This is a genomic window from Mycobacterium sp. MUNTM1 (genome assembly GCF_054660795.1).
This window is the reverse complement of record NZ_BAAGDE010000008.1, coordinates 1-25,719: the sequence shown is the minus strand read 5'-3', so window position 1 is coordinate 25,719 and position 25,719 is coordinate 1. Positions and strand designations below refer to the sequence as shown.

The 25,719-nt window shown below is 67.6% G+C and carries 24 protein-coding genes and 1 pseudogene; 13 read left to right on the top strand and 12 right to left on the bottom strand.

What is annotated here, in order from left to right; genetic code table 11:
* Positions 1-2: 2 nt before the first annotated feature.
* Positions 3-1,247: an acyl-CoA dehydrogenase family protein gene (locus ACYQ8K_RS06570; RefSeq protein ID WP_459967683.1), complete on the top strand. Its 1,245-nt coding sequence runs from the start codon at positions 3-5 to the stop codon at positions 1,245-1,247.
* On the opposite strand, the gene ACYQ8K_RS06565 is transcribed toward ACYQ8K_RS06570, so the two are convergent.
* Positions 1,244-3,211 carry a SpoIIE family protein phosphatase gene (locus ACYQ8K_RS06565; RefSeq protein WP_459967682.1) on the bottom strand — a complete coding sequence of 656 codons (1,968 nt, stop codon included), beginning with the start codon at positions 3,209-3,211 and terminating at the stop codon, positions 1,244-1,246. The two genes, ACYQ8K_RS06570 and ACYQ8K_RS06565, sit on opposite strands and share 4 nt — an antisense overlap.
* Positions 3,212-3,531: 320 nt before the next feature.
* Between ACYQ8K_RS06565 and ACYQ8K_RS06560 the strand changes: the two genes are divergently transcribed.
* The 3 genes from ACYQ8K_RS06560 to ACYQ8K_RS06550 are packed head-to-tail and all read left to right on the top strand — an operon-like array spanning position 3,532 to position 5,800.
* Complete coding sequence (locus ACYQ8K_RS06560) at positions 3,532-3,972, top strand: oxidoreductase (RefSeq protein WP_459967681.1); 441 nt, start codon at positions 3,532-3,534, stop codon at positions 3,970-3,972.
* Between the two features lie 12 nt (positions 3,973-3,984).
* A complete protein-coding gene (locus ACYQ8K_RS06555) occupies positions 3,985-5,475 on the top strand; it encodes a molybdopterin-dependent oxidoreductase (protein ID WP_459967680.1) in 1,491 nt (496 codons plus the stop codon).
* A gap of 1 nt (position 5,476) precedes the next feature.
* Positions 5,477-5,800: a hypothetical protein gene (locus ACYQ8K_RS06550; RefSeq protein WP_459967679.1), complete on the top strand. Its 324-nt coding sequence runs from the start codon at positions 5,477-5,479 to the stop codon at positions 5,798-5,800.
* Here the strand turns inward: ACYQ8K_RS06550 and ACYQ8K_RS06545 are convergent.
* The 8 genes from ACYQ8K_RS06545 to ACYQ8K_RS06510 all read right to left on the bottom strand — a co-directional run bounded on the left by ACYQ8K_RS06545 (position 5,748) and on the right by ACYQ8K_RS06510 (position 14,486).
* Positions 5,748-6,116, bottom strand: coding sequence for a hypothetical protein (locus tag ACYQ8K_RS06545; protein ID WP_459967775.1), 369 nt, complete (start codon positions 6,114-6,116; stop codon positions 5,748-5,750). The genes ACYQ8K_RS06550 and ACYQ8K_RS06545 overlap by 53 nt on opposite strands.
* Positions 6,117-6,221: 105 nt before the next feature.
* Positions 6,222-7,427 carry an amidohydrolase family protein gene (locus tag ACYQ8K_RS06540; RefSeq protein WP_459967678.1) on the bottom strand — a complete coding sequence of 402 codons (1,206 nt, stop codon included), beginning with the start codon at positions 7,425-7,427 and terminating at the stop codon, positions 6,222-6,224.
* 87 nt (positions 7,428-7,514) lie between these two features.
* The gene (locus ACYQ8K_RS06535; protein WP_459967677.1) at positions 7,515-8,546 is read right to left on the bottom strand and encodes a hotdog fold thioesterase; all 1,032 of its coding nucleotides are present in this window, start codon (positions 8,544-8,546) and stop codon (positions 7,515-7,517) included.
* Positions 8,547-8,624: 78 nt separating this feature from the next.
* Entirely contained in the window at positions 8,625-10,124 is a 1,500-nt protein-coding gene (locus ACYQ8K_RS06530) for a class I adenylate-forming enzyme family protein (RefSeq protein WP_459967676.1), read from the bottom strand.
* A 49-nt stretch (positions 10,125-10,173) separates the two neighbouring features.
* Positions 10,174-11,109, bottom strand: coding sequence for an acyl-CoA dehydrogenase family protein (locus tag ACYQ8K_RS06525; protein WP_459967675.1), 936 nt, complete (start codon positions 11,107-11,109; stop codon positions 10,174-10,176).
* Positions 11,106-12,263, bottom strand: a complete 1,158-nt coding sequence (locus ACYQ8K_RS06520; protein WP_459967674.1) for an acyl-CoA dehydrogenase family protein — start codon at positions 12,261-12,263, stop codon at positions 11,106-11,108. The genes ACYQ8K_RS06525 and ACYQ8K_RS06520 overlap by 4 nt, the downstream gene beginning before the upstream one ends.
* On the bottom strand, positions 12,260-13,357 hold the full coding sequence (locus tag ACYQ8K_RS06515) for an acyl-CoA dehydrogenase family protein (RefSeq protein WP_459967774.1): 1,098 nt from the start codon (positions 13,355-13,357) through the stop codon (positions 12,260-12,262). The genes ACYQ8K_RS06520 and ACYQ8K_RS06515 overlap by 4 nt, the downstream gene beginning before the upstream one ends.
* 58 nt (positions 13,358-13,415) lie before the next feature.
* The gene (locus ACYQ8K_RS06510; protein ID WP_459967673.1) at positions 13,416-14,486 is read right to left on the bottom strand and encodes an acyl-CoA dehydrogenase family protein; all 1,071 of its coding nucleotides are present in this window, start codon (positions 14,484-14,486) and stop codon (positions 13,416-13,418) included.
* A gap of 76 nt (positions 14,487-14,562) precedes the next feature.
* Between ACYQ8K_RS06510 and ACYQ8K_RS06505 the strand changes: the two genes are divergently transcribed.
* On the top strand, positions 14,563-15,423 hold the full coding sequence (locus tag ACYQ8K_RS06505; RefSeq protein WP_459967672.1) for an LLM class flavin-dependent oxidoreductase: 861 nt from the start codon (positions 14,563-14,565) through the stop codon (positions 15,421-15,423).
* Positions 15,424-15,426: 3 nt separating this feature from the next.
* On the opposite strand, the gene ACYQ8K_RS06500 is transcribed toward ACYQ8K_RS06505, so the two are convergent.
* On the bottom strand, positions 15,427-16,143 hold the full coding sequence (locus tag ACYQ8K_RS06500) for an SDR family oxidoreductase (RefSeq protein WP_459967671.1): 717 nt from the start codon (positions 16,141-16,143) through the stop codon (positions 15,427-15,429).
* A gap of 19 nt (positions 16,144-16,162) precedes the next feature.
* Entirely contained in the window at positions 16,163-16,984 is an 822-nt protein-coding gene (locus tag ACYQ8K_RS06495; protein WP_459967670.1) for a FadR/GntR family transcriptional regulator, read from the bottom strand.
* A gap of 94 nt (positions 16,985-17,078) precedes the next feature.
* Here ACYQ8K_RS06495 and ACYQ8K_RS06490 point away from each other — a divergent pair, with 94 nt between their 5' ends.
* Together ACYQ8K_RS06490 and ACYQ8K_RS06485 are read left to right on the top strand one after the other, a co-directional pair.
* Positions 17,079-19,472: a CaiB/BaiF CoA-transferase family protein gene (locus tag ACYQ8K_RS06490; RefSeq protein ID WP_459967669.1), complete on the top strand. Its 2,394-nt coding sequence runs from the start codon at positions 17,079-17,081 to the stop codon at positions 19,470-19,472.
* An 18-nt stretch (positions 19,473-19,490) separates the two neighbouring features.
* Positions 19,491-19,682 (top strand): ferredoxin, encoded by a 192-nt coding sequence (locus ACYQ8K_RS06485; RefSeq protein ID WP_459967668.1) that lies wholly within the window; start codon positions 19,491-19,493, stop codon positions 19,680-19,682.
* A 26-nt stretch (positions 19,683-19,708) separates the two neighbouring features.
* On the opposite strand, the gene ACYQ8K_RS06480 is transcribed toward ACYQ8K_RS06485, so the two are convergent.
* A complete protein-coding gene (locus ACYQ8K_RS06480; RefSeq protein ID WP_459967667.1) occupies positions 19,709-20,947 on the bottom strand; it encodes a cytochrome P450 in 1,239 nt (412 codons plus the stop codon).
* A gap of 154 nt (positions 20,948-21,101) precedes the next feature.
* On the opposite strand from ACYQ8K_RS06480, the gene ACYQ8K_RS06475 reads away from it, so the two are divergent.
* From ACYQ8K_RS06475 to ACYQ8K_RS06450, 6 genes and pseudogenes are all read left to right on the top strand, one after another.
* Complete coding sequence (locus ACYQ8K_RS06475; RefSeq protein ID WP_459967666.1) at positions 21,102-22,211, top strand: aromatic ring-hydroxylating oxygenase subunit alpha; 1,110 nt, start codon at positions 21,102-21,104, stop codon at positions 22,209-22,211.
* A 16-nt stretch (positions 22,212-22,227) separates the two neighbouring features.
* Complete coding sequence (locus tag ACYQ8K_RS06470) at positions 22,228-23,814, top strand: AMP-binding protein (RefSeq protein ID WP_459967665.1); 1,587 nt, start codon at positions 22,228-22,230, stop codon at positions 23,812-23,814.
* 62 nt (positions 23,815-23,876) lie between these two features.
* Positions 23,877-24,302, top strand: a complete 426-nt coding sequence (locus ACYQ8K_RS06465) for a nuclear transport factor 2 family protein (protein WP_459967664.1) — start codon at positions 23,877-23,879, stop codon at positions 24,300-24,302.
* 13 nt (positions 24,303-24,315) lie between these two features.
* On the top strand, positions 24,316-24,846 hold the full coding sequence (locus ACYQ8K_RS06460; protein ID WP_459967663.1) for an FAS1-like dehydratase domain-containing protein: 531 nt from the start codon (positions 24,316-24,318) through the stop codon (positions 24,844-24,846).
* The gene (locus ACYQ8K_RS06455) at positions 24,843-25,298 is read left to right on the top strand and encodes a MaoC family dehydratase (RefSeq protein ID WP_459967662.1); all 456 of its coding nucleotides are present in this window, start codon (positions 24,843-24,845) and stop codon (positions 25,296-25,298) included. The genes ACYQ8K_RS06460 and ACYQ8K_RS06455 overlap by 4 nt, the downstream gene beginning before the upstream one ends.
* A 248-nt stretch (positions 25,299-25,546) precedes the next feature.
* Positions 25,547-25,719 (top strand): annotated as a pseudogene (locus ACYQ8K_RS06450) (hypothetical protein); the annotation flags it as partial.

Sequence of the window (25,719 nt, the reverse complement as noted above, 5' to 3'; positions counted from 1 at the left end):
CGATGACGTCGACCGAGTCCGTTGCCCAGTTCGCCGCCCGGGCCAGGGCATGGCTGGCGGACAACATGCCCGCCATCGACAGCGAGGCCCCGCCGGCGGCCCCTCGTGACCAGGAACGGTCCTGGCTGAGGGCCAGGGAACTGCAAAAGCGTTTGTATGACGGCGGATTCGCCGGCATCTGCTTTCCCCGCGAGTACGGCGGCCTCGGGCTGGACTACGAATACCAGAAGGCTTTCGACGTCGAATCCCTCGACTACGAGATGCCGTTGATCCTCAACACCCCGACGTTCACCATCTGCTGCGCCACCCTGCTCGACACCGGCAGCGAAGACCAGAAGAGGCAGCACATCGCCGCGGCGCTGCGCGGTGAGGAAGTGCTGGTGCAGTTGTTGAGTGAGCCCAGCGGCGGATCGGACCTGGCCGGTGTCCTCACCCGCGCCGAGCGGCGGGGTGACCGCTGGATCATCAACGGTGCCAAGACCTGGAGCACCAGCGCGTTCGCCGCCGATTACGGTCTGTGTCTGGCCCGCACCAACTGGGACGTGCCCAAGCACGAGGGCCTGACGATGTTCTTGGTACCGATCGCGCATCCGGGAATCACGTTGCGGCACATCACGATGCTGAGCGGTTCCACCGAATTCTGCGAGGAGTTCCTCGACGGTGTCGACGTCGGAGACGACGCCGTCGTCGGCGAGGTCAACGGCGGCTGGGCGGTGGCGTCCCGGCAGCTGTACCACGAACGCCGAGCGGTGGGGCAGGGGTCCGAGTTCGCCAGCGGCAGCGGTAGCGAGGGCGGCAACGCCATTCCGGTCGACTACGTGGCGCTCGCCGAGAAGACGGGGCAAGCCGACGACGAGCGCGTGCGCGAGATGGCCGGCCGCGCCCTGGTGCACCGCGCGGTGGCCGAGCAACTGATCGGTCACGTGTACCGCAGCGTCAGAGACGGCGCGCTGCCGCCCGCCGCCGGAACGCTCATCCGGCTGTTTCACTCCGAGACCACGACCACCGACGTCGACACGGCGCTGGCGATCGCGGGAAGTGCGGGCGTGGTGGGGGAGCAGGGCGCCGGACTGGAAACGGGCCTGCGGTATCTATCCCGGCAGACGGTCGCCATCGGCGGCGGCACAACGGAGATGGCCCGCAACGTGATCGGCGAGCGGGTGCTGGGCTTCCCCCGGGAGTACGCCGCCGATCGCGGGGTTCCCTTCAACCAGGTGCGGCACGGCGAGCGCGCCGACCGGGCCTAACCCTCGGCGACGAGGTTCTCGGCGAGGCCGCTGACCACCGGGATCTGCACCAGGGACAGCACGTGGTGCGCCGGGCTTCCCGGCGGGGCCACCAGCACGTACTCGCTGCCCTGTCGGAGCGCCCGCTCGCGGGCGGCGGCCAGCGCGCTGACGCCCGCCGATCCGAGGTGGGTGACGGCGGTGAGGTCGACCGTCAACGGCGCCACGCCGGAACGGCTTTCGACCGCGATCTGACGGTCCAGGGTGGAGGCGGTGTTGGAGTCGATGTCGCCACTGACCACGATGCGGCCCGGTTCGCTGACCTCGGAGACGAATTCCGCGTTGACCGTCCGCCTGCCCTGCGCCCGGCTGACCACCGAGTCGGTGACGAAATTCGCCGGCCGCGAGAGTTGATGCGTCACACTGGCGGTCGTCCCGTCGGCGCCGTGACTGACGTGTGCCTCCGACACCAGGGCCTCGGCCATGGCGAGGCCGCGGCCGCGGCCCGTCTCGCCCTCGCGGTGGTCCTTCCACCGTCCCCGGTCGGTCACCGAGGCGTGCAGGTTGCCGTCGCCGGACAGCGTCGCCTCGACGACAACGCCGTCGGGGACCTCGTCGGCATAGCCGTGCTCGACCGAGTTCTCGACGAACTCCGAGATGGCGTGCACCACATCGGAGATGTCGTCGGCGTCGGCGCCGACTTCCGACAGCCACTCCCGCAGGCGGGTGCGTGCGATGCGTGCGGCCCGGATGGTCGCATCCAGCGTCAGGTGCAGGGGCGCGGGCGGTGTCCGGCGTTGCGCCGCAAGCAGTGTCACGTCGTCGCTGTAGCCCGTCGAACGCAGCAGTAATTCCAGTGTCTCCGAGCAGATCCGGTCGATCGGCCGCACCGATGACTCGATGACGAACCCGCGCTGGCCGCCGACGATGGCCGCGGCCAGCTCGGCGAATTCGGCGGTGCTGGCGACCAGCGGCCGGCCGGGTCGTTCGATCAGGCCGTCGGTGTAGAGCAGGATCGAGTCGCCCACGTCAAGCAATTCGGTGCGCACCGGAAACCCGGTGCCGCTGCCGAGGGGGCCGGCGCCGGACGGCTCGAGGTAGCGTGCGGTGGCATCCGTCGTCACCAGAAGCGGCGGCGGGTGTCCGGCGGTGCAATATCGGAATTCGCCTGTGCCGAAGTCGAGCGAACCGACGCAGATGGTGGCGGTGTTCGAGCCGGGAACGTGCTTGCGGAAGCGGTCGACCGCCTCGAGCGCCTCGGCGATCGGATATCCCGCGACGACCTGCATCCGCAGCGCGGTGCGCAGCTGCGACATCACCGCCGCCGCTTCGACGCCGTGGCCGACGACGTCCCCGACGACGAGCACCAGCCGGTCCCCGAGGGGGATCGCGTCGAACCAGTCGCCACCGGCCGCGGTGTCCTCCGCGGCGACGAGGTACTGCGCGGTCACGTCCGCGCCGGGGATGATGGGCACCGACGGCGCCAGGAGCGCCTGCTGCATGACGGTGGCGGAATCGCGGACGTTGCGGTACCGCTCGGACAGCTCCTCGAGGCGTGCTTCGGCGGCCATCCGTGTTTGCACCCGGCTGGTGACGTCCACGAAGGCCAGCTGCACGCCCTCGATCGTGCCGTCCTCCGCCCGCCGCGCCGTGACGATGAAGTCGAAGAAGTGTTCCTGGGCGCGACCCTCGCCCTCAAAGTCGGCCTGCACTCGCCATTCCGTGCCCGACTGCGGCTCGCCGGTTTGATATACCCGGTCGAACATGTGCAGGATTTCCTGGCTCTCCAGCTCGGGATAGATGTCGCGCACAAATAGCCCGATGGAGTCAATTGGCGGACTGAGTGTGCGGTAAGCCGCATTGACCGCGACAAAGCGGTGGTCGGGCCCCTCGAGTCCGACCAACAGCGCGGGGACGTTCTCGAAGACACGGCGTACGTCGTCCGCGGCACCGACGGTTCTGTCCCAGTCCTTTTCGGCCACCATCTGGCCGTTCCTCCTAGCAGCCTCCGAGCGGCCCGAAAAACGGGCCGAGTCGAAAACCGGGTCAAATGGGCTGACCTATTTGCACACGTAGATGATCAGATTAGCAATCGATGTTGCATGCGTATTGCAACGGTTTGATGCCGGTGTCACCGGTGTCGGCAAATACGCTGACAAATGCAATTGACGACTGCGACAATCGTGCCCCGCTAAACCGCCGAGCAGCCCGTTTTGCGGGCGTGCGGGGCGGGTACCTCGCAGTCGTGGCCGATCTCGTGGTGCGACGGACGACGGCGCTCTGGCGGCGCCTCCTGTCATCACCGATGCTGACCTTGAACGGCTGGGTGGCGTTCAACCTACCGCGCACGGTGACTGCGCTGGGCGGGGGTCTGCTGACCGGGCTGGTGGCGGTGCACGTCTACCTGCTGGCCGCCGAGCCGGACCTGCCGCGCTATTTCGTCGCCTACGTGCTGGTGCTGGCGGCCGCGTGTCTGACCGCGGCGGGCGCCATGGTGATCGGCATCAAACCGGCTGTGCCCCAAGCGGGTTGGTATCTCGGCAGTTTGGTCTGCTTGGTCTTTCTCGCCCTGTATCTGGTCACTCGCTGGGTCAGCCTGCCCGGGCTCGTCACGATGACCGCCCGATGGGACTTCGCACCGGGGACGTTGGGGATGGCTTGCGCGGCAGCGTTTGTCGTCGTGCACACGACGGTGCTTTCGGGCATCAACGTGGCCTACCCGCGACGCCAGCAGTGGTACGACTGACGGGGTGCCGGCATGACAGTATTGGACTATCCGGTATGGCTGCGCATCGACCATTGGCTGAACGTGTTGTTCGTGACGCTGATTCTGCGCAGCGGAATCGAGATCCTGGCTACCCACCCGAAGTTGTATTGGCACGACGACAGCAAGCCGGGCACCGAGTGGGCGCGCTTCACCCGAAAGGTGATGCCGCGGGACAGGATCTACGACACCCTGGATGAGGAAGAGGACTACAGCCCGTTCATTTCGCTGCCCGGCCGCGCGCAGCTCGGTGTGGGCCGCCACTGGCACTTCTTCGTCGTCATCGGCTGGATTCTGCTCGGCCTGTCCTATTACATCCTGTTGTTCGCGACCGGCCAGTGGCATCGCTACTGGCCGGCCTCGTGGTCGATCTTCCCCGAAGCGTGGGACGACGTCGTCACGTATCTGTCGTTCAATCTGCCACCGGTGCTGCCCGGTGAGCCGCTGGACGCCATGCAGAAGCTGACCTACGCCGGGGTCGTGTTCGTTCTGGCGCCGTTTCAGATCCTCACCGGGGCCGCGCAGTCTCCCGCGATCGAGGCGCGGTTCCCGTGGTACGTCCAGATGTGGGGCGGCCGGCAATGGGCGCGGAGCCTGCACTTCCTGGGCCTCATCGCGTTCCTGGGCTTCATCGTGATTCATCTGTCGATGATTTTCTTCTGGGGCTGGGGAAGGCTCACCGCGTCAATGATTTTCGGTTCCGTCCGTAACACCTATTGGGCCACCGCCATCTCGCTGCTCATCATTGCGGCGATCATCGCCGTCCACGTCGCGGCGACGGTGTGGAGTCTGCGCAACCCGCGGTCGGTGCAGCGCGTGCTGGGCGCGGTGGTCACCGCGGCGCGCCTGCTGCTGCTGCGCCCGCTGAACTCGCGGCAGAACTACCCGGCGCACAAAATCTCCAAGCAGCACCGCGTCAACGGAAAGCCCCCCACCAGCACGGAATACAAGGTGATGGCGGTGCACAACTTCGTGGACTGGCGGCTGCGGGTCGGCGGGCTGGTGGAGAATCCGGTGATCCTGGACCTGGGTGCGCTGCGCGCGCTGGCCGAGTCGGAAACGCAATGTGTGATGCACAATTGCGTCCAGGGCTGGACCAGCATCGGCGAATGGACCGGCGTTCACCTGCATCAGCTGGTGGACCTGGTGCGGCCGCTGCCGCAGGCGCGCTACATCTGCTTCTTGACGATGCAGGACAACAGCACCGACGAGCCGGCGTCGCACGGCGGGGGCCAGTTCTATGAGGTGCTCGACCTCGAGTTCGCCGACAAGCCGCAGACCCTGCTGGCCTACGAAATGAACGGCGCGCCCCTGCCGATTCAACACGGTGCGCCCTTACGGCTGCGGGTGGAAACTCAGGTGGGCTTCAAAATGGCCAAGTGGATCAACCAGATCGAATTCGTCGAGAACTACGCCGGGATCGGCATGGGCACGGGCGGCTGGCGCGAGGACCGCGTGTACTACGACAAGGACGTGGAGATCTGAGATGACCGACACGGCGACCGAGGGAGTCGGGGTACGCCCCGAGCTGATCAGCCTGGACACGGTGGCGCACCACCGCGTGCTCGAACAGATCGCGGCCAAGGGCGGGCACTGTGAAGCTTGCGGCGCAACGGATTTCGCCGTCGGCGACGCCCTCTACCTCGGTTACCTGTTCTTGAACGAGGATGCCGACGCATACATGGTTGCGCTCACCTGCCGCAATCCGGACTGTCCCAAACCGCGGACCGCGATCAGATTGCGCGCCACCGACTTTCTCACCCACGCAGGAGGCGACGGGGACGCTTCCGGGCACGACGCCCGCGGTTAGCCTGGCCGTCCGTGGACCCGGGGAGCTGCGGTCGAGCGAGGCCGAATCGCTCTATCAGCGGCGACAATTCGCGGAGCTGGTCGCACAGCGATCGAAACCGCCGCTGATCGTCCTCGCCGAGCCGCCCCAGCGAACCGTAATGCGCCATGCGCGGCAGCCGTCCCGCGAGCGCGGCGCCCCACCTGATGCTCAGGTCGTAGATCTCTTCGTCGTCGACGTCGTCGCGCTGTCCGAGTCGTTGCAGCGCCTCGATCTGCTCGGTGAGGAAGGCGACGTCGTCATCGATATCGACCGGCGTCCCGCCGTGCGGTGCCATGCTCATCTGCCCTCCCTCCGCCGGACGACGCGTCGACCGTCATGTCGAGGAGTACCCGACGGCGGTCCGGCTACACCGAACCGTCGTCGGGCAGCGATCAGGTGATCAGGCCGAGACCGGTTTCTTGGCCGGCGCCGACACCTTCATGAGCTTCATCAGGTTGCCGCCCATGATCTTGGCGATGTCTTCTTCGGAGAAGTCGGTGAGCTCGTCGACGAACGAGATCGGGTCTTTCAGACCTTCGGGGTGGGGCCAGTCGGAGCCGAACAGCACCCGGTCGGTGCCGACCATGTTGACGATCTCGGTGAACCGGTCCTCCCAGAACGGGGTGATGTAGACGCACCGCTTGAACGCCTCGATCGGGTCCTCGCTGAACGACTGCGGCATCTTCTTGTAGACGCCCTTGAGGCCCTTGAACAGGTCCGGCACCCAGTCGGCGCCGTTCTCGATGGACAGGATCCGCAGCTCGGGGTTGCGCGACAGCGCGCCGTGGCACACCAGCGCACCCATCGCGTCCAGAATCGGGCGATGGCCCATCGCGAAGCTGCGGAACGGGGTCGGCTTGAACGGCAGGAACTCGTCGCCGGGCTCCCAGACGTTCGCGAATTCGGAGTAACCGCTGTCCGAGGCGTGCATCGAGACCGGGATGCCGGCCTCGATACAGGCCTGCCAGAACGGGTCGAACTCCTCGAGCCCGAACGAGCGGCTGCCCTTGTAACCGGGCACCGGCGCCGGGCGGACCAGCACGGTGCGGGCGCCGCGCTCCAGGCACCACTGGAGTTCTTCCAGCGCGCGGTCGACGATCGGCAGCGTGATCACCGGGGTGGCGAAGATGCGGTCGGAGTAGTTGAACGTCCACTGCTCGTGCATCCACTGGTTGAGCGCGTGGATGACGTCGTGGGTCATCTCCGGGTCGTCCTTCATGCGCTCCTCGACCAGGCTGGCCAGCGTCGGGAACATCAGGGCGTAGTCGATGCCGAGCTCGTCCATGACCTCGAGTCGCGCGCCCGGTTCACGGAAGGCGGGGATGGCCTTCATCGGCTCGCCGAGGATCTCGCGGTAGCTCTTGCCCTGCGCGCCGTTGCGGAAGTAGTCCTCCTGGGCGCCCGGTTTGGCGACCTTCTCGAAGGTCGGGTTGGGGATGTACTCGCTGATGTGGCCGCGCACAACGATTTTGGTGCGACCGCGCACCTGCACGTAGTCGATGACGTTCTTGCGGTTGTCCGGAAGGTACTTGGTCAGCGCTTCCTGCGGCTCGTACATGTGGTTGTCGGCGTCGAACACCGGGAAGGAAAGTTCGCGAGAGGGCATGGCGATCTCCTTATTGAAGTCTCGATTCTCGCTGCGTGGTAACGACGTTACCACCGATGGGCGATCTGGGGGTACCCGATCCGTAGTTCAGGCGTCCGGCCAGCTGGGGAGCTTGGGCGTGGTCCCCTCGATCACCGCGAAGTTGACGGTCGCCGTGGCGAGCAGTTCGTCGTCGCCGTCGCCGTAGATGTCCACCTGCATCACCATCGCTCGTCGCCCGGATCGCAGCATCGTGGGCACGGCGAAGGCCGAGCCCTGGCGGACCGGCCGCAGGTAGCGGACGAATAGGTCCGCGGTGGTCATGGTGGTGCCCGGTTGCAGATAGTCCAGCCCGAATTGTCCGCCCGCCACGTCCACGAGCGTGGCGATCAGGCCGCCCTGCAGCGCGCCGGACGTGTTGACGACCGCGGGGCTGACCGGCATGGTCATGGCGAATTCGCCGTTGCGGGTGCCGGGGCGCATGCCGATCTGGGCGAACAGCTCGGCGAGCGACGGGGCGGCCGATTCTTCCTCCCTGTCGCGGATGCCCAGGGCGCGGCTGCAGAAGTCATACAGCTGGCCGGCGTCGACGGGTGATCCGTTCAATTCCGAACCGAGCCAATGCAATCGCTGCGCACCCATCATCGTCTGCATGACGATCGCGGCCGCCGCGCCGACGTCCAAGCCCGGGTTGAAGACCCCCTCCGTGATGCCCTGCCCGACGATGTCGCGAATCAGGCCGTGCAGGGGAGAGAGCACCCGGGCGTATTCGCGGGGCCGGGTCTCGGCCAGGTGCTGGTTGTACAGGGTCAAAGCCCGGTTCAGGCTGTCCTGGGTGGTCGACTCCGGTTGCTGGCTGAGCCGGTCGATGAGCAACTTGAGCGCCGAGGTGCTGTCCAGCCCCGTGGTTTCGGCACGCCACGCCTGCACCGATTGGGCGATGGTTCGGTCGAACAGCGCCAGCAGCAGGGCATCCTTGCTGCTGAAGTGTTGGTAGAAGGCGCGCAGCGACGTCTTGGAGCGCGCGACCACTTCTTGCACGGTGAAGTCGGTGCGGCCCGTCTCGCCCAGGATCGCCACGGCGGTCTTGATGAAGCGGTCGCCACGGGTGATCTCCACGTCGTCGCTGGGGTCGGCCATGAGCGATTGGTCCCCTTCCATAGCGCGCTGGTTGCGCTATGAGAATGAGGTTACCGCGCCTGGCCGCCGGGGGTGGCGTCAGCCGCCCCGAGCCTCGATCATCGCCGAGCGGTTGACCTTGGTCGCCGCGGTGCGCGGAATCGCGTCGACGAACTCGACGGTCTTGGGCGCCTTGTACGGGGCGAGGCGATTCTTCGCATACTCGATCACCTGCTGCTCGGTCAGCGGCGCACCACCGTCGGCGTCGGCGCGCTGAATGACCGCGTGCACCCGTCGTCCCCACTGCTTGTCCGCCAGCCCGATCACGACGACGTCGGCGATGCCGGGGTGGCCGGCGAGCGCCGACTCGACCTCGGCCGGAAAGACGTTGGCGCCGCCGGTGACGATCATGTCCACGCGGCGGTCGACGATGTAGAGGTAGCCGTCCTCATCGAGGTGGCCCATGTCACCGGCCGAGCGGAAGCCGTCCTCGGTCGACGGCAACGGGGGCGCGCCGCCCAGGTAGCGGTATCCCGCGCTCATCGGAGCCCGCAGGTAGATGTCCCCGTCCTCGCCGGGACCCAGCGGCCGCTTGTCGGCGTCCAGGATCCGGATCTCGGTGTCGCGGAAGCCGCGGCCGACGCTGCCCGGGTGGGCGAGCCACTCGTCGCCGCGCAACGCCGTGAGCCCGAGGTTTTCGGTCATGCCGTACGCCGTCACCATCTGCTCGGGGCTGAGCAGGTCGAACCAGGTGTGCAGCAGCGATGGCGGCATCACCGCGGCGCCCTGCAGGACGAACACGATGCTGGACAGGTCGCGCTGCCGCACGTCGGGCCGGGCCGCGATGCGGGCCAGCATCGTGGGCGTGGCGGTGAAGTTGGTGATCCGGAAGCGCTCGATGACATCGAGAACGATTGCCGCGTCGAACTTTTCGAGGATGACCAGATGGTCGCCGGCCAGCATCATCAGGAAGGTGGCAAAGCCGTTGGTGTGATACATCGGCGCGGGCACCATGATGGTCTGCGGCTGCTCGACCGGCGTCCAGTTCGACAGGAAGGGTTCGCCCTGCTGCGGGATCCACAGCGACGGAGCCAGGTTGAGGATCACCTTGGGCACGCCGGTGGACCCGCTGCTGCAGATCCCGTTGGCGGTGGGGGAGACGGCGACCGGTAGGGCGTCGGCGGACTCGGCGGCGGCGCGGGCGTCGAGCTCCCAGCGGCTCTGTTCGTCGACGACGACGGCGGGGTCGATCACCGCCCGCACCCGATCGCGCTCCCACTCGGGCAGGTCCCAGTGCATGGGAACCGGAACGGCGCCGATCTTCCAGCACCCCAACGTGGCGAGCACGAGATGCCGGGAATTCGGGATGGCAAGCGCGACAAAAGAACCCGTCTCGGCGCCGCTGGCGGCCAGCGCCCGTCCCCACTGGTTGGCGCGGGCATCGAGTTCACCGAAAGTCAGCGCCTCCGCGGTGCCGTCGAGCGCGACAACGGTGACGCCCGGATCGTCGCGCCGCTCGTCGGCCAGTTGCTGCAGTTTGATCCCGAATGGGACTCCCTCGTCGAACGGATTCGGCGTCACCGCGGCCGCGGGGCACATTTGCGCCGCTCCTCCTCATCGCTTCGCTCTGCATCGTCACCGGCGCGGGTCATGCCGATACCGGCTCACTGAACAAGGTCTCGAACGACCCGTCCGTCACGCAGGGCACCAGGCGCAAGGCGAGCTCCTCGGTGCCCACCGGCAGCCGCATCAGCGGTTGGGTGTGCCGATCGAGCACGCTGACGTCGGACTCGTCGCAGAAGCCCAGCGCTCCAAGCAGCTGGTGCGACGTGCGCATCACCTGTCGCGCCGTGTCGGCGGCCTTGAGCCGCAGAATCAGGGCGTCGGCCGAATGGATCTGCGCGGCAAGCGAATCCGGGCGACAAATGGTGTACTTGGCGAGCTCGTGCAATCCGCGGACCGCGACGGCCGCATCGGCGACGGCGAACCTGACCGCCTGAAAGTCCGCGAGCGGCTTGCCGAACTGAATCCGGGCGCGCACATGCTCGGTGACGATCCGCAGCGACTGCTGCACCGCTCCCAGAATCCGCCATGATCCCAGCACGAGATGAAGATTAACGTCGGCGGCGGGCACGCTTGCCTCCGGTGCGCTCACGGTGGCCGGGACCAGGAATGGCCCCAGCTTGGCGCCGGTCCGCGAGCCCGGCTGCGGACGGTACCGATTGCCGTCCAGGTCCGCGGCGACCCACTCACCGGCCAGGTCGCCGTGGTCGATGCGCGGGGCCTTCGGATTGACCAGGGCCAGGCGTGCGCCGTCGATCGCCAGCAGCTCCTCCACCAACGGGTAGGGGAGCACGGTCGCGCCGGCGGCCTGGCACAGCACCGCCGCGGCCAGCAGGTCATCCGGCGCCGAACGCACGTCGAGGTCGAACGCACCGACGTCGTTCAGCGCGGCACGCGCGGCATCCCGGACGGTGTCGTCGGTCTCGGCGCGCAGCGCGGCCGGCGGACCGCCCAGCCGGGTGAGCCGCTTGCCCGCGACGGCGGCGAAGTCGCTGATGTCTTGTGGTAGATCGGTTTTCACCTGTGTTCTCCCAATACGTCTCGTGCCACCAGCATGCGCTGCACCTCGATGGTGCCCGATGCGACGGTGGCCGCCTGCGCGTAACGCCAGTGGTCTTCGATGGCCCCGTGCAGGGGCGCGGAGGTTCCGCTGTCCAGCGCCGTCGGGCCGAGCACGTCGAACAGCAATTCCGCGACGAGTTGGTCGCACGTCGTGGTGATGATGCGCGCGGCACTGGCGGCCGCCCCCGCGGCCGCGTCGTCCTGCAGTGAGACCGCGCGGTAGGCCAGCAGCCGCGCGACCCGCAGGTCGACGAGCGCCCGCACCCACCGGGTACGGATCGTTTCGGGCAGCCGATCCCAGTCGTCGCCGAGCTGGGCGCGCATGCGTTCGAGCAGCGATTCGCAGCGCGCGTAGCGGGCGATGCCCACTCGCTCGAACGCCAGGGCTTCGCGCATCACCCGCCATCCGTCGCCGACCTCGCCGAGCACATCGCCGGGGAACGCCTGCACGTCGTCGAGGAACATCTCGTTCAGGTGGTGCGGTCCCAGCATCGACGGGATCGGCCGCACGGTGAAGCCGGCCCGATCCATCGGGATCAGAAACAGGGTGAGCCGCTTGTGTTTTGGGGCCTCGGGGTCGGTGCACGCCGCCAACACACACCAGGATGCCATCAGGGCGTACGACGTCCACACCTTCTGGCCGGTGATGCGCCACCCGTCGCCGTCGGCGACGGCGCGGGTGCGCAACGACACCAGGTCGGTGCCGGCCTCCGGCTCGGAAAAGCCCTGGCACCAGATCACGTCTCCCGACGCGATGGCCGCCAAATGCTTGGCCTTCTGTTCGGCAGTGCCGTACCGCATCAGCGCGGGCCCGACCCAGTTGATCCCCATGTACTGCGGACCGCGCGGCTCGTGCTGGGCCCACATCTCCTCGCGCAGCACCGTCTGCTGCCAGACCGAACCACCGCCGCCGCCATGCTCTTTCGGCCATGCCAGCGCCAGCAGCCCCTCGGTGGCCAGCAGTTTGCAGAACGTCTCGGTGGTGGCGAGGTCCTGCGGGTTCTCGGTGCAGGCGCCCAGGAAGTCGGCGGGGATGTGGTTGGCAACCAGCTCGCGCAGGTGGGCGCGCAGTCGCCCGGCGTCGTCGCCGAGGTCGTAATCCATTGTCGTCATCCCTTCGGCAGCCCGAGCAGCCGCTCGGCGATGATGTTGCGCTGAACCTCCGACGTTCCGCCGTAGATCGTTGCGGCCAGCGCGTCCTGACGTTCGAACAGTAGATCCGGATCGGTGGCCGAATCCGGGCCGGCGGCGGCCGCACTGAGTTCCCAAACACGTTGCAAGGTAAGGGATCCGAGCAGCTTCATGGTGTCGGCCTCTGGGCTGGGTCGTCCCGCGAGTTCATTGCCCAGGGCGCGATATCCGGTGGCCCGCAACGCTTCGGCGTCGGCCAGCAGCGAACCGAGTTCGGCGTACACGTCCCGGCTCGAGTCCGCGGCGCCGGCGTCGCGCACCGAGGCGAGCCCGCGTTTGATCTCGACCCAGTTCATGATCCAGATCATCTGGCGCTCATGGTGTAGCGACGACAGGGCGACATTCCAGCCGCCGTTCAGTGGCCCCAGCAGGTTTTCGGCCGGCACCTCGACGTCCTCGAGGAAGACCTCGCAGAACGTCTCGTCGGAGATCGACGCCATCCGCACGGGCTCGATCCTGACCCCCGGGGAGTGCAGATCGAGGATGAGGCAGGAGATCCCGCGGTGCTTCGGGGCTTCCGGATCCGTGCGGGCGTACAGCGTGCACCACCGCGACAGGTGCGCCTGGGTGGTCCAGATCTTGTGGCCGTTGACCCGGAACACGTCGCCGTCGCGCACCGCGCGGGTGCGCAGGCCGGCGAAATCCGACCCCGCCTCGGGTTCGGACATGCCCAGCGCCCACCACTCGTCGCCCCGCAGCAGCGGAACGAGCAGACGCTCGATCTGGGCGGGCGTGCCGAACTGACGGATGCCGGGCGCGGCGACGCCGGGGCCCTGAATGTTGGGCAGCTTGGGCGCCGACCGCAGCGCCGCCTCGATCCGGACTTCCATGGCGTCGCGCAGGCCCAGCGATCGACCACCGTGCTCGCGGGGCCAGGTCGGTTGCAGCCAGCCGGCCTCGAACGAGGCCCGCTGGTAGTCGCGCCGCAACCCCAGGTCCCAGCGGTAGTGCCGATAGTTCGCGTAGTAGTCGTCAGGCAGAAACTCCGCCAACCACGCGCCGAATTCCTCCACCACGGGGTTCACGGGCACCGCTCCTCCTCATCGCTGCGCTGTGCATCGTCGCCGCTGCGGTTCACGCGGCACCCCCGCAGAATCGGCGGCCCACCTCGTAGTACAGGGAGCGGCTGTCGCCCAGCATGGCGGCGCCCTGCCAGGCGCGCCGCACATAGAGGTGGGCGTCGTGCTCCCAGGTCTGCCCGAGGGCGCCGTGCACCTGGACCGCGGTGCGCGCACAGCCGGTCGCGGCGTCGTTGGCCGCCGCCTTGGCCAACGCCGCGGCGGTCCACAGCTCTGCCGGGGGCGCGGCCGGGTCGGCGAGCCGGGCCGCCGCCGCATAGGTCAGGCTGCGGGCCCGCTCGACGCTGACGTAGTTGTCGGCCAGCGCGTGCTTGACGCCCTGGAACGCGCCGATCGGCTGGCCGAACTGGCGCCGTGACTTGGCGTACTCGACCGAGCGGTGCAACGCCGCGCTCGCCACGCCGAGGAGGTCGGCGGCCGCGGCCACCCAGGGCGCCACGAACGTCGATTCGAGGTCGACCGGGGCCACCGCGATGGGCTCCGCGTCGATCTCGACGCCTGCCAGCGGCTGGGCGGGATCGGTGGAGTCGGCCGCCGGCAGCGCGGTCACCCCGTCGCCACAGCGGGCCACGGCCGCCACGGTGTCACCGTCGTCGGGGCGGGCCAGGGTGACGACGAGCTCCGCGCGCGTCAGGTTGGGGACGGCAACCGCCGTGCCACGCAGGCGTCCCTGGCGCAGCGTCATGGGCGCCCCGGGCAGTCGGGATCCCGGGGCGTGCACGGCCGCGGTGGCCACCACGCCGCCGGCGATGTCGGTCAGCACGGAGTCGAGCCCGGTATTGCGCAGCAGGCCGGCGGCCAGACCGACGCTGCCCAGCAACGGAATTGGTGCGATGGCCGCACCGCATTCCTCGAGGACCACGGCCAGCTCGACCGGTCCGTAGTCGCCGGAGCCGGGGGCGGCGAGCTCGGTCCAGCCGAGATCGACGACCGTCTTCCACAGGGCGCGCCAGCGCTCCGGATCGGTGATCGCTTGGCGTGCGGCGTCGGTCGGGCACTCCGTACGTAATATGTCGCGTACGGTGTCGCGCAGCGACAGCTGCTCCGAGTTCAGTCCGACATCCATAAGACCTCTAACATAGTAAAGATAATAAACTAGCCGTGCCGTCGCAATCGCACGGAACCCGACGTCGAGGTGGCGCATGGCCGAGTGGTATCTGTTCCTGCCCCAGGTGCGATTGTCGGCGGCCGACATCGCCGACCGGGCACGTCATGCCGAGGCCGGCGGCTTCGACGGGATCGCGTTCATCGATCACCTCGAGGCGCCGGGGCTGCCCGACGAAAGCATCTGGGAGGCAATGGGCGTTGCCACCTGGGTGGCGGCCAAGACCGAGCGGCTGCGGATAGGTCACCTGGTGCTGTGTGACGCGTTCCGGCATCCCGCCGTGCTCGCCAAGCAGGCCGTCACGTTGTCGGAGGCATCCGGGGGCAGGTTCGAGCTGGGCCTCGGGGCGGGATCGTGGCCCTCGGAATTCGCGAGATTCGATGTCGGCCAACAAGATCCGCGGGCCAGGGTCGAACAACTCGGCCGCCACCTGGAATTGATCAGGCGGTACTGGGGCGACGATGGCGAGCAATCCGGCCCGGCCCCGCAGGCTCCGCGACGGTCCTACCCGATACCGCTGGTTCTGGGTGGAAGCGGGCCCAGGATGATGGAACTCGTTCGCAGATACGCGTATTGGTGGAATCTGCCGGCGAACCAGCTCGACCGGCTGCCGAAGCTCGCCCCGGCCGCGGGAGCGGCCCGGATGTCGATTCAGCAGATGGTCGGCTTCGTGCGGTCGGGCGCCGACCCCGACACCGTGCGCGAGGTCAGCACGCGCCGCTTCGGCAACCTCGGGTCCGGGCTGGTCTGCGGCGACGCCGACGAGCTGATCGGGCACTTCCGGGGTCTGGCCGACCAGCGGGTCGAGCGGTTCTATGTGTGGTTCGCCGACTTCGCCGCCCCGGACTCCCTGCACGAGTTCGGCGAGTCGGTGATCAAAGCCTTCCCGGGGGCGTAGGGCTCAGCCTCGTCGCGCGCGGCGCCGCGCCTCGGTCGGCACCACCGGCGGCCGCGCGAACGGACCGCGCTCCACGGCGGACAACCGGATCTCCGGCAGATCGACCGACGGATCGACGGTGTCCAGCCAGGCGACCGCCTCGGCGACGTCGGCCACTCCGATCGCGTACATCTCGAACGGGACGTCCTGCAGCATCTCGGTGGCCACGGGCCCGGGCGTGACGATGTGCACGCTGATGCCGTCACGGTCGACTTCGAGCGCCAGGGCGCGCGCGAACGCGTTCATGCCGGCCTTGGATGCGGAGTAGGCGGTGCGGGCCGGCATCGGCTCGTGCGCCGCCGACGACGAGATGAACACCAGCCGCGAGCCCGCCGTCATTTTCGGCAGCACCGCGGACGTCACCACGAAGCACGAATCCAGGTTGGCCGACATGATGGCCTGCCACTGCTCGAAGCTCTGCTTGCGCGCGTAGGTCCCCCCGAGCGCACCGGCCGCGTGGACGACCAGGTCGATCGTCTCCAATGTGCTTATCGCAGCCGGAAATCCGTCGGGATCGGACGCGTCGGCCACGATGTGGCGGGCGCCGACCTCCTCCGCGGCGGCGCGTAACGGGGCCTCGTGGCGCGCCGAGAGCACGACGTCGTAGCCGCGCTCAACCAGCTTGCGGGCGCACCCTTTTCCGATCCCGCCGCTGCCGCCGGTGACCAATGCGGTTCGCATGACCGTCGCAGGCCGCTCGTCAGGAGTGCCGGATATCCCGCGGCCGCGACAACGCCTGCGGGGAGAGCGCATAGATGCGTTGATCGTGCTGGCCGGAGAGGACATAGGTCTGCGTGTCGGCCAGATGTCGGCCCGCGATGCGCCGAGCCCGGTCGACGTTGCCCTCGGCGATGGTCTCGGTCAGCTTGACGTGCGTGTTGAGCACCGCGCGCCGCTGAGTGAGCGACGGGTAGGTGCCCCGGGACGCGCTCTCGTCGGCCCACTGCCGTTCGTGACTGGTCCACAGCGTCTCCAGGCTGCCCACGACCGCGATGATCGTGTGGTTGCCGCAGCCGCGGACGACCTGATCGTGAAATTCGCGCCCGATTTCGGTGAAAAGCCGTCCGTCATCCAGGTTTTCGGCCATCGACTCGTTGATTCGGGTGAGCTCGGGGACCAAGGTCTCCGCCCGGTCCGGTCGGCGGGCCGCCAGCGCGGCGCAGGCGGGCTCGAGCTCCTGCAGGGCCATGCCGAGGTCGGCGACCTCGACGGACTCGCTTTGCAGCAACAATCCGAGCATGTAGGCGGCGCTGGTCTTGGCCGGGGCGTGGACGACGGCACCGCCGCGGTTGCCGCGCCGCACCGAAACAAGTCCCTCGGTCTCCAGGATCCGCAGCGCTTCGCGCAGCGACACCAAACTCACGTTGAACTGTTCGACGAGCACCTCTTGGCGGGGCAGGAGATCACCGTCGGCGAGTTCGCCGTCGATGATCTGACGGCGCAACTCGTCGGCTACGATTTCGGCGATCCGCGGCGCCGACAACCGGCGCCGGGCGTCGGGGCCAATTCCCAAGGCGGTCATCCGATCCTCGAAACACATGCAACTCGCTGGCTTAGCTATTTTAGCAGTAATGATATAAATAGCTTCTCTGGTCGCATGTCGATCGGAAGGGCGGGTGCAATTGAGCGAGCGGTCCGAAAGCCGGCCGACACCGCTACACGATTTGCGTGTCGTCGAGATCAGTGACCGGATAGCGGGCAGCTACTGCGGGAAGCTGCTGCGCGACGCCGGCGCGCAGGTGCACAAAATCGAACCGCCGCAAGGGGATTGGCTGCGGCGCTACTCCGCCGGCGCCTCCCCGATTCCCGAGGAGCGCAGCGGGCCGTTCTTCAGTTACCTCAACGCTGGCAAGCGCAGCATGACTTTCGCCCCCGGCTCGCAGCGTTACCGCGACGAGCTGGCCGGCGCCGACGTCGTCGTCGTGACGGCGGGCCGGGAGGGTGCGGCGGCGCTGGGCGTCGACCCACAGCAGCTCCTGGAGCGTTCGCCGCGGGCGATCATCGTCAGCATCTCCGACTTCGGCTGGGCCGGACCCTACGCGGACCGGGCCGCCACCGAGTTCACGCTGCAGGCGTGGGCGGGCTCGCCCGGCTTCCGCGGCGATCCGGCCGGACCACCGATCTCCATCGGCGGCGACCTGGGGGAGTACATGGGTGGCGTGTTCGCCGCGTTCGGCGCCCTGGCGCTGCGCCGTCGCGTCGAGCGCGGCGGGCCCGGCGAACACCTGGACCTGTCCATGCTGGAAGCGTTGACCACGATGCAGAGCAGCGAATGGCTGCATTCGCAGCTGCTGCGCGTCCCTCCGATCCGCCGCACCACCGAGGTCCCGTCGATCGAACCCGCCAAGGACGGCTACGTCGGGATCACCATGGTCACCGGTCAGCAATGGCTCGACTTCGCCGCGATGGTCGAATGCCCGCAATTGGAGGAGATCGAACAGCTGCGGTTTCAGATCGGCCGGTGGCAATATCGCGACCTGATCCGCGAGCAGATCCGTCCGTGGCTGGCCGAGCGCACCGTCGCCGAGGTCGTCGAGCTCGGACAATTGTTCCGACTGCCGATCGCCGCGCTGGGCAACGGCTCCACCATCCGGGAGCTGGAGTACGTGCGCGAGCGAGAGGTCTTCACCCGCAACCCCGCCGGGTTCGATCAGCCCCGGCCGCCCTGGCTGATGTCGGTGTGTGCGCCCGCACCCGTGGGTGACACGCCCCTGTGTGGTGAGGCCGACGGCGAGTCCCCTTGGCGCCGGGCGGAATCCGACGCCGAGCCGGCACCGGACGGGCTGCCGCTGGCCGGTGTCCGCGTCGTCGACCTCACCGCGTTCTGGGCCGGGCCGGCCGCGACTCATCTGCTGGCCGCCTTCGGCGCCGACGTCGTCAAGATCGAGTCGATCCAGCGTCCCGACGGCATCCGATACTCCGGCGGGATGCGCACCGACGTGGACGACTGGTGGGAGTACGGCTGGGTGTTCCACGCGATGAACACCAACAAGCGTTCGGTCACACTGGATTTGGGTTCCGAGCAGGGCCGCGGTCTGTTCACCGAGTTGGTTGCCGGCGCCGACGTCGTGATCGAGAACTTCTCGCCGCGGGTGATGGAGCAGTTCGGGCTCACCGACGACGCGCTGCGCGCGGTCAACCCGAAACTGGTGTTCGCCCGGATGCCCGCGTTCGGTGTCGAGGGACCATGGCGCGAACGCGTCGGCTTCGCGCCCACTATGGAACAGATCGCCGGCCTGGCCTGGGTGACCGGCCTGCCCGACGCGCCACCGGTGACACCGCGCGGCGCCTGCGATCCGCTGGCCGGTGTGCACGCCGCGTTCGCCGTGCTGGCCGCGCTGAACTTCGCCGAACGCACCGGAACGGGCCAGCTGGTCGAGCTGCCGATGCTCGAAACCGTGCTGAACGCCACCGCGATTCAGGCGATCGAGTCCGAGGTGTTCGGCGTGACGCTGAGCCGCCGCGGCAACCGCGGGCACAGCGCGGCGATCCAGAACATCTACCGCTGCGCCGGATCCGACGACTGGATCGCGATCACCGTGGGTGACGACGCGCAGTGGCGGGCGCTGGTGGACGTGATGGATCGGCCGGCGTGGTGCGACGACGACGCGTTGTCCACCGTCGCCGGGCGGCACGATCGAGCCGACGACATCGACGGCCGGCTGGCGGACTGGTTCGCCGGGCAGCCACTTGACCCGACGGTGGAGCGGTTGGCCGGCGCGGGTGTTCCGGCGGCTCCGGTGGTGTCGCCGTCGCTGGTCACCGACAATCCGCAACTGCGCGAGCGTGGCTTTTTCGAGTCGTTGCATCATGCGAGCACCGGCCTCGGCCTGTACCCCTGCCCGCCGTTCGCTCGGCTCGCCGGTCAGGATCAGTGGCTGCTGCGGCCGCCGCCCAGGCTGGGCGAGCACAATGAAGAGATCCTGCGCGAACGGTGCGGGCTGACCGACGAAGAACTGACACGCCTCGCGACCGGCGGGGTGATCGGGACCCGACCCAAGGGCCTCTAGAGAAGTGGAGGGCATCTGATGCGCGTAACGGTCGACGAAAACCTGTGTGAAGCCAACGGCTTCTGCGAATCGCTTGCGGCGGAAGTGTTCGAGCTGGGCGACGAAGACGTGGTGCAGATCGCCAACGGTCCCGTGCCGCCGCGCCTGGAAATCGACGTGCGTGCGGCGGTGGACCAATGTCCCAAGGCCGCGTTGCGGTTGGTCGACTGACGGCCGCTTGAGCGCCGTGCCCTGACTCAGCGCCGCTCGGTCAGCGAGATGGCCATCTCGTCGTAGATCGACATGTTGGTGGTCAGGTTCGGATGAGCCACCTTCGCCGGGCCGATCTCGATGTCATCGCAGCGCAGGAACAGTTCGTCGAGGACCGCGCGGAGTTCCGCGCGGGCCAGCATCGCGCCCAGGCAGTGATGCGGTCCGCCGCCCCCGAACGCCACGTGGGGGTTGGGCTGCCGGCCGATGTCGAAGGTGAACGGGGAGGAGAAGACCTCCTCGTCACGGTTGGCCGAACGCAGTGTCGACACCACGCGGTCGCCCTTGGGGATGTGCTGGCCGTCCATCTCGACGTCGGCCTTTGCGGTGCGCGTCCAATAGGCCACCGGCGACGCCCAGCGCAGCACCTCCTCGACGGCGCTGGCCCGCAGCGCTTCGTCCGCGCGATAGCGGTCGATCTGCTCGGGGTTCGCGATGAACGCCTGCAGTCCGATGGCCAGCGCGTTCTTGGTGGTGTCGCTGCCGGCGAACGCCAGCACGAAGAAGAAGAACTCGAGTTCGTTCTCGGGCAGGCTGAACTGCTCGCCGTCGTCGCCGGTGATCACCGCGGTGGCCAGCGTGCTCCAGATGTCGTCTGTCGGGTTGCGCCGCTTATCGGCGGTGAGTTCCATCGCGTAGTCGAAGACCGAGGCGAAGAGTTCGGTTTCGGCGTGCCCGCTCGGTTTTTCGTCCGGTGCAAGCGCCTTCAGGATGCGGTCGAACAGCTCGAATATTCGCGGCCGGTCCTCGTCCGGGATGCCGATGATGTCGCCGATCACCGTCATCGGTAGCGCGTCGGCAACGTCGTCGATCCAGTCGCCGCCGCCGTTGGCGAGCAAGCCGTCGATCATCCGCGCGGCGCGCGCCCGGATGCCGTTCTCCAGCTTGGCGATCGCACGCGGGTTGAAGGCGTTGGAGATCAGTTTGCGGCGCTTGTTCAGGTCCGGCGGGTCCAGCGTGATGATCGTCGGGGACGCCGAGAACATGGCGACCGGCTGGATGAGCGGCCCGTCGGCCGCGGTGAACGACTCGGTGTCGCGGTGCAGACGGACCGCGTGCCGGTGTTTGGTGGCAACCCAGAACTGGCGGCGGACGGTGTCGGCGACACCCGGTGTCAGGTCGTGCTTGAAAAGCGGCATGTTGCGTCGCAGGTCGGCGAACAACTCGTCGGGAAAACCGTTACGCCACAAGGCGAAGTCGGAAAGGTCCACCGCAGCGGCCGTCATGCGAACCCCCATTGGCTCGGGCACCACGCGACCACCGGGCGGCGTCGCGTTGACGTTCAATGTCTAAAATAGTAAAAATAGACTTTAGTCGTCGAAACGCGGTGAGGTAAGAGCGGCCCAGAATGCGCCCGGCCGCGTGGGAAACGGAGTTCTCGTGACGAATACGATTCCAGAATCAGACCCTTCAGAACGGGAGTTCGGTCCGGGCGGCATCGCCTTGTCTACCTACCGCTTCCCGACGGGCTGGTTCATCGTCGCCTTCGGAACCGATCTGGCTCCCGGCCAGGTCAGGCGCGCGCACTACTTCGGTGAGGAGTTGGTGCTGTTCCGCACCGCGTCGGGCCAGGTTCACGTGATGGAGGCCTACTGCCAGCACCTGGGCGCCAACCTCGGGGTCGGCGGCACCGTGGAAGGCGAAAACATCGTCTGCCCCTGGCACGGCTGGCAGTGGCGCGGCGACGGGACGAACGCGCTGATTCCCTACAGCAAGATCGGCTGCAAGAACAACGTCCGTATCCGGACCTATCCGAGCATGGAGTGGTACGGCTTCATCCTGGCCTGGCACGAGCGCCACGGCCGGGCGCCGTACTGGCAGCCGCCGGTGCTGCCGGAACTGGAAACCAACGAGTACTACCCGCTGCACCCGCACACCCAGATGCTCAACCGCGTCAAGGTGCATCCGCAGATGATCATCGAAAACGCCGCCGACCCCTACCACGTTCAGTACGTGCACAAGGCCGCCAATCCGGCCACCACGGCGTCGTTCGAGGTGGCCGGCTATCACTTGCACGCGACCGTCAACGCCCATTTCGGCGGCGGCCGTGCGCAGACGTGGCTGACCCCCAACGGTCCGGTCGACGCCAAGATCATCTACGACAACTACTCACTGGGCCTGGGCGTGGTGCGCTTTCCCAGCGAGCTGGTGGCCACCGTGCAGGTCACCGGCCAGACGCCGGTCGACGAGGACTACACCGACTACTTCTACACGCAGGCGTCCGTGCGCGAACCGGGCGACAGCGGTGACGTGCCCACCGGCCGCGCCGCCCGGTTCCTCGCCCTGCAGCAAGAGGTCATCAAACAGGACTTCTTCACCTGGGAGAACATGAAATACCTGGAAAAGCCGAACCTGGCACCGGAAGAGGCACACGACTACGCGGCCCTTCGCCGGTGGGCGCACCGCTTCTACCCGGGGGAGGAGCCGTCGCCCTCCGACTTCGGTTACAGCGCCGACGGCGAGCCCGACCCGGCGGCCGCCAAAGCTTGATCAGAGCCAAAGCCTGATGTGCGCTGACCGCAGCGGGCCCGCGCAGCCCTCCGATTACGGCGTCGACCGTTTCACCGTGCCCGCAGTGCTCGATCGCCGCGCTCAGCAGTACCCCGATCGGGTGATGATGTCGATCGCCGGAGTCGACGTGACGTTCGAGCAGATGCGCCAGCGATCCTGTGCGGCGGCAAACCTGTTGACCGACTTGGGGGTCGGACCCGGTGACCGCGTCGCGTTGTTCACCGGCACCTGTCCGGAATGGGTGTACTTCTGGCTGGGCGCCGCGCGGATCGGGGCGGTGAGCGCGGCGATCAACGCCGCGAACAAGGGCGACTTCCTGCTGCACGCCCTGCGGCTGTCGCAGGCCAAGGTGATGCTGACCGACGCTGAACGCCGGCCCCGCGCCGCCGAGGTCGCCGACGCGGCGGGATCCCTGACGAGCATTGTGGTGCAGGATGATTCACTGACCGCGACGCTCTGTCAGGGCGCGGACCGCGCGCCGGCCGATGGTGAGAGTGGGCCGGGCGAGCTCGGCTGCTTGTTCTACACGTCGGGCACCACCGGCCCGTCCAAAGCGGTCGCCACGACGTGGCACTACCTGTTTTCGGTGGCCGCGACCGTCTCATTGGCCTGGGAATTCCGCGAGGGCGAGGTGCTGTGGACGGCGATGCCGCTGTTCCACCTCAGCGCGGCGCCCAGCATTTTGGCGCCGATGCTGGTCGGCGCAACGACGGTGCTGGCCGGGGCTTTTCATCCCGGCGAGGTGTGGGACGACATACGCGCCCGCGGTGCCGTCGGCTTCGCCGGCGCCGGGGCGATGGTGGCGATGCTGCGGAACCTGCCGGCGGATCCGGGCGACGCACGGCTGCCGTTGCGGTTCATCTCCGCCGCTCCGATCGACGCGGACTCCTACCGCGACATCGAGAAGCGTTACGGCTGCCGCATCGTCACGATGTACGGGCTTACCGAGGCGTTTCCGATCGCGGTCAAGGCGTTGGCCGACGACGGGGTTCCCGGAACGTCGGGGCGGCCGAATCCCGATTTCGAGGTGCGCATCCTCGACGAATCGGGACACCCGCTGCCCGCCGGCGCCGTGGGTGAGATCGCCTGCCGGCCCAGGCATCCGCACGCGATGAGCGAAGGTTATGTCGGCGCGGATTCGCAATTGAAGCCGCATCCGGAATGGTTTCGCACCGGCGACCTCGGGCGGCTCGATCGCGATCAAAATCTGACATATGTGGATCGAATCAAGGATGCGTTGCGCCGCCGTGGGGAAAACATCTCTTCGGTCGAAGTCGAGGGCGTTGTCATGCGCCATCCCGCCGTGGCGGAGGCCGCGGCGGTCGGTGTGCCCAGCGAGCTGGGGGAGGACGACGTCCTGGTGGTCATCACGCTGCAGCCCGGCGCCACACTGGATTTCGCCGAACTCCTCGACTTCTGTGCCGCGCGCATGCCCTACTTCTGCGTGCCGCGATTCGTGGAGACGGTCAGTGAACTGCCGAAGAACGTTATTGGACGAATACGTAAAGATTTGTTGCGCACTCGTGGCTTGAGTGAGGCCACTTGGGATCGTGAAGAACACGGTTATATCGCAAGCCGCTGAGTTAAGTTAGTGTTACGTGAGGCAATTTCCCGTCATTTCCCGACAGAGGCTGGAGAGCCACCATGACCCTGAGCTATCAAGAAGAGCAGTTCCTCCATGCCGCGACGGGGCGCGCTGCCGTCCTGGACCTGAATGCTCGGCACAATCGGGCGTACTCCGACGGGGACCGCAAGCGCTGGATCGCGACCTTCCGCCATTCCGGCGCCAGCTACACCCGCGATGGCGAGACGTTCGAGGATCTGGGCGCGGCCTTCGATGGCGGTGACGGACAGCGCATGATCACCGTCGACCACGAGATCAAAGTCGACGGGGTCGATGCGGTCCAACGTTGTGTGGTCGTGCTGTTCGCCAGCATGTTCGGCGACATCACGCTGCGCGCCACCGGCACGTTCAAGGACAAGCTGATCTACGAGCGCGGTGGCTGGTATTTCACTTCCCGTGTGCTGGAATGGGATTCGGTCCCCAGCCGGCACCCGCTCGTCATGTGAGCGATACCGATACGTGGATCAGGATTTCAGCGAGCGGCTGGCCTTCGGCAGCTACGAAGATGCGCTGCGGATGGTCGGCACCAAAAGCCAGCCCCGCACCGCCGCGACCGCGGTCAGCGCCGCGCGCATCCAGTTGTTCGCCGCGATGGTCCGGGATGGCAATCGCTCGTATTGGGATTCAGAGTTCGCCCGGCAGCACTGGGGAGGGCTGCTGGCGCCGCCGGCGCTGTTGATGGGGTGGCTGATCACACCGCCGTGGCAACCCGGGGGTCGCGGGACGGCTTCGTTGATCGCCCTGCGGGTGCCGCTGCCGGGTACCACATTCATCAACGCGGCCAACGAGGTTGAATTCGGCGAGCCCATCGTCGAGGGCGACGTGTTGACCGTAGTCGACGAGCTGGTTTCGGTGTCACCGGAAAAACGGACGCGGCTGGGCGTCGGTCATTTCGTCGAGACACTGGAGACCTTTCGCCGCCAGGACGGCACCGTGGTGGCCACCTGCCGCAATACCCTGTTCCGGTTCACCCCCGGGGACGCCTCGTGACCTTCGACGGCGTGGACTGGAGCCAGCTCACCGTTCCGGTGGAGCTGCCGGAGGTGATCGACTACATCAGCTACCAACGGGTGGTGGAGAACGCCGGAGCGACATGGGATTATTTCCCCGGCCATTTCGATCCGGATTACGCACGGGCTCAAGGGAATCCGACGATCTACGTCAACACAATGCACCTGGCGGGGTTCGCCGATCGCGTCGCGACGGATTGGGCGGGTCCGCGGTCGCGCGTGGTGCGCCGATTCATGCGGCTGGCCGGGTCGGTGTACGCGGGCGACACGATGATCGGCCGGGGCCGCGCCGTGGCGAAGCGCCGGGACACCTCGGTGCACCCGCCGCGCTGCCTGGTCGATCTCGAAATCCAGGTGACCAATCAGCATGGCGCGCTGTGCTGCCCGGTCGAGCTGACCTTGCAGCTGCCCGAAACCGCGTGCGATGGATGAGGTTGGCGAACTGCACTTGGCGGTGTGCCGTCGATTCGGAGAGGCGGTCGCCATCGGTGACGAAAACGATGTGCAGGCCCGGCTTTTGGCGCGGCTGGGCCGTGACCCGTCCTGGAGACCGAAATACCTATCGCGGCGGCAGCTGGCCCTTGCATATCAGGGTCTGCAGCCCGATCTGCGCGCGCGACCTTTGGGCGGGGGATTCAGGGAGGCCGTTTTTTGTCGGTGATGGCTGCGATGATGGCGTTATGTCCCCGACCGCGACCGCGACTGCACGTAGCGTCGAAGCGTCTCCCAAGGATCGTCTTGAGGTGCTGTTCGAGGAGCTGGCGGTGTTGGCCGGTCAGCGCAACGCGATTGATGGGCGCATCGTGGAGATCGTGGCCGAGATCGATCGCGACGAGCTCTGTGGAATGACGGG

What these genes read in the sequence shown, in the direction of transcription:
- ACYQ8K_RS06570 (WP_459967683.1), top strand. Translation starts at nt 3, where the DNA reads ATGACGTCGACCGAGTCCGTTGCCCAGTTCGCCGCCCGGGCCAGGGCA.
- ACYQ8K_RS06565 (WP_459967682.1), bottom strand. Translation starts at nt 3,211, where the DNA reads ATGGTGGCCGAAAAGGACTGGGACAGAACCGTCGGTGCCGCGGACGAC.
- ACYQ8K_RS06560 (WP_459967681.1), top strand. Translation starts at nt 3,532, where the DNA reads ATGCTGACCTTGAACGGCTGGGTGGCGTTCAACCTACCGCGCACGGTG.
- ACYQ8K_RS06555 (WP_459967680.1), top strand. Translation starts at nt 3,985, where the DNA reads ATGACAGTATTGGACTATCCGGTATGGCTGCGCATCGACCATTGGCTG.
- ACYQ8K_RS06550 (WP_459967679.1), top strand. Translation starts at nt 5,477, where the DNA reads ATGACCGACACGGCGACCGAGGGAGTCGGGGTACGCCCCGAGCTGATC.
- ACYQ8K_RS06545 (WP_459967775.1), bottom strand. Translation starts at nt 6,116, where the DNA reads ATGGCACCGCACGGCGGGACGCCGGTCGATATCGATGACGACGTCGCC.
- ACYQ8K_RS06540 (WP_459967678.1), bottom strand. Translation starts at nt 7,427, where the DNA reads ATGCCCTCTCGCGAACTTTCCTTCCCGGTGTTCGACGCCGACAACCAC.
- ACYQ8K_RS06535 (WP_459967677.1), bottom strand. Translation starts at nt 8,546, where the DNA reads ATGGCCGACCCCAGCGACGACGTGGAGATCACCCGTGGCGACCGCTTC.
- ACYQ8K_RS06530 (WP_459967676.1), bottom strand. Translation starts at nt 10,124, where the DNA reads ATGTGCCCCGCGGCCGCGGTGACGCCGAATCCGTTCGACGAGGGAGTC.
- ACYQ8K_RS06520 (WP_459967674.1), bottom strand. Translation starts at nt 12,263, where the DNA reads ATGACGACAATGGATTACGACCTCGGCGACGACGCCGGGCGACTGCGC.
- ACYQ8K_RS06510 (WP_459967673.1), bottom strand. Translation starts at nt 14,486, where the DNA reads ATGGATGTCGGACTGAACTCGGAGCAGCTGTCGCTGCGCGACACCGTA.
- ACYQ8K_RS06505 (WP_459967672.1), top strand. Translation starts at nt 14,563, where the DNA reads ATGGCCGAGTGGTATCTGTTCCTGCCCCAGGTGCGATTGTCGGCGGCC.
- ACYQ8K_RS06500 (WP_459967671.1), bottom strand. Translation starts at nt 16,143, where the DNA reads ATGCGAACCGCATTGGTCACCGGCGGCAGCGGCGGGATCGGAAAAGGG.
- ACYQ8K_RS06495 (WP_459967670.1), bottom strand. Translation starts at nt 16,984, where the DNA reads ATGACCGCCTTGGGAATTGGCCCCGACGCCCGGCGCCGGTTGTCGGCG.
- ACYQ8K_RS06485 (WP_459967668.1), top strand. Translation starts at nt 19,491, where the DNA reads ATGCGCGTAACGGTCGACGAAAACCTGTGTGAAGCCAACGGCTTCTGC.
- ACYQ8K_RS06480 (WP_459967667.1), bottom strand. Translation starts at nt 20,947, where the DNA reads ATGACGGCCGCTGCGGTGGACCTTTCCGACTTCGCCTTGTGGCGTAAC.
- ACYQ8K_RS06470 (WP_459967665.1), top strand. Translation starts at nt 22,228, where the DNA reads ATGTGCGCTGACCGCAGCGGGCCCGCGCAGCCCTCCGATTACGGCGTC.
- ACYQ8K_RS06465 (WP_459967664.1), top strand. Translation starts at nt 23,877, where the DNA reads ATGACCCTGAGCTATCAAGAAGAGCAGTTCCTCCATGCCGCGACGGGG.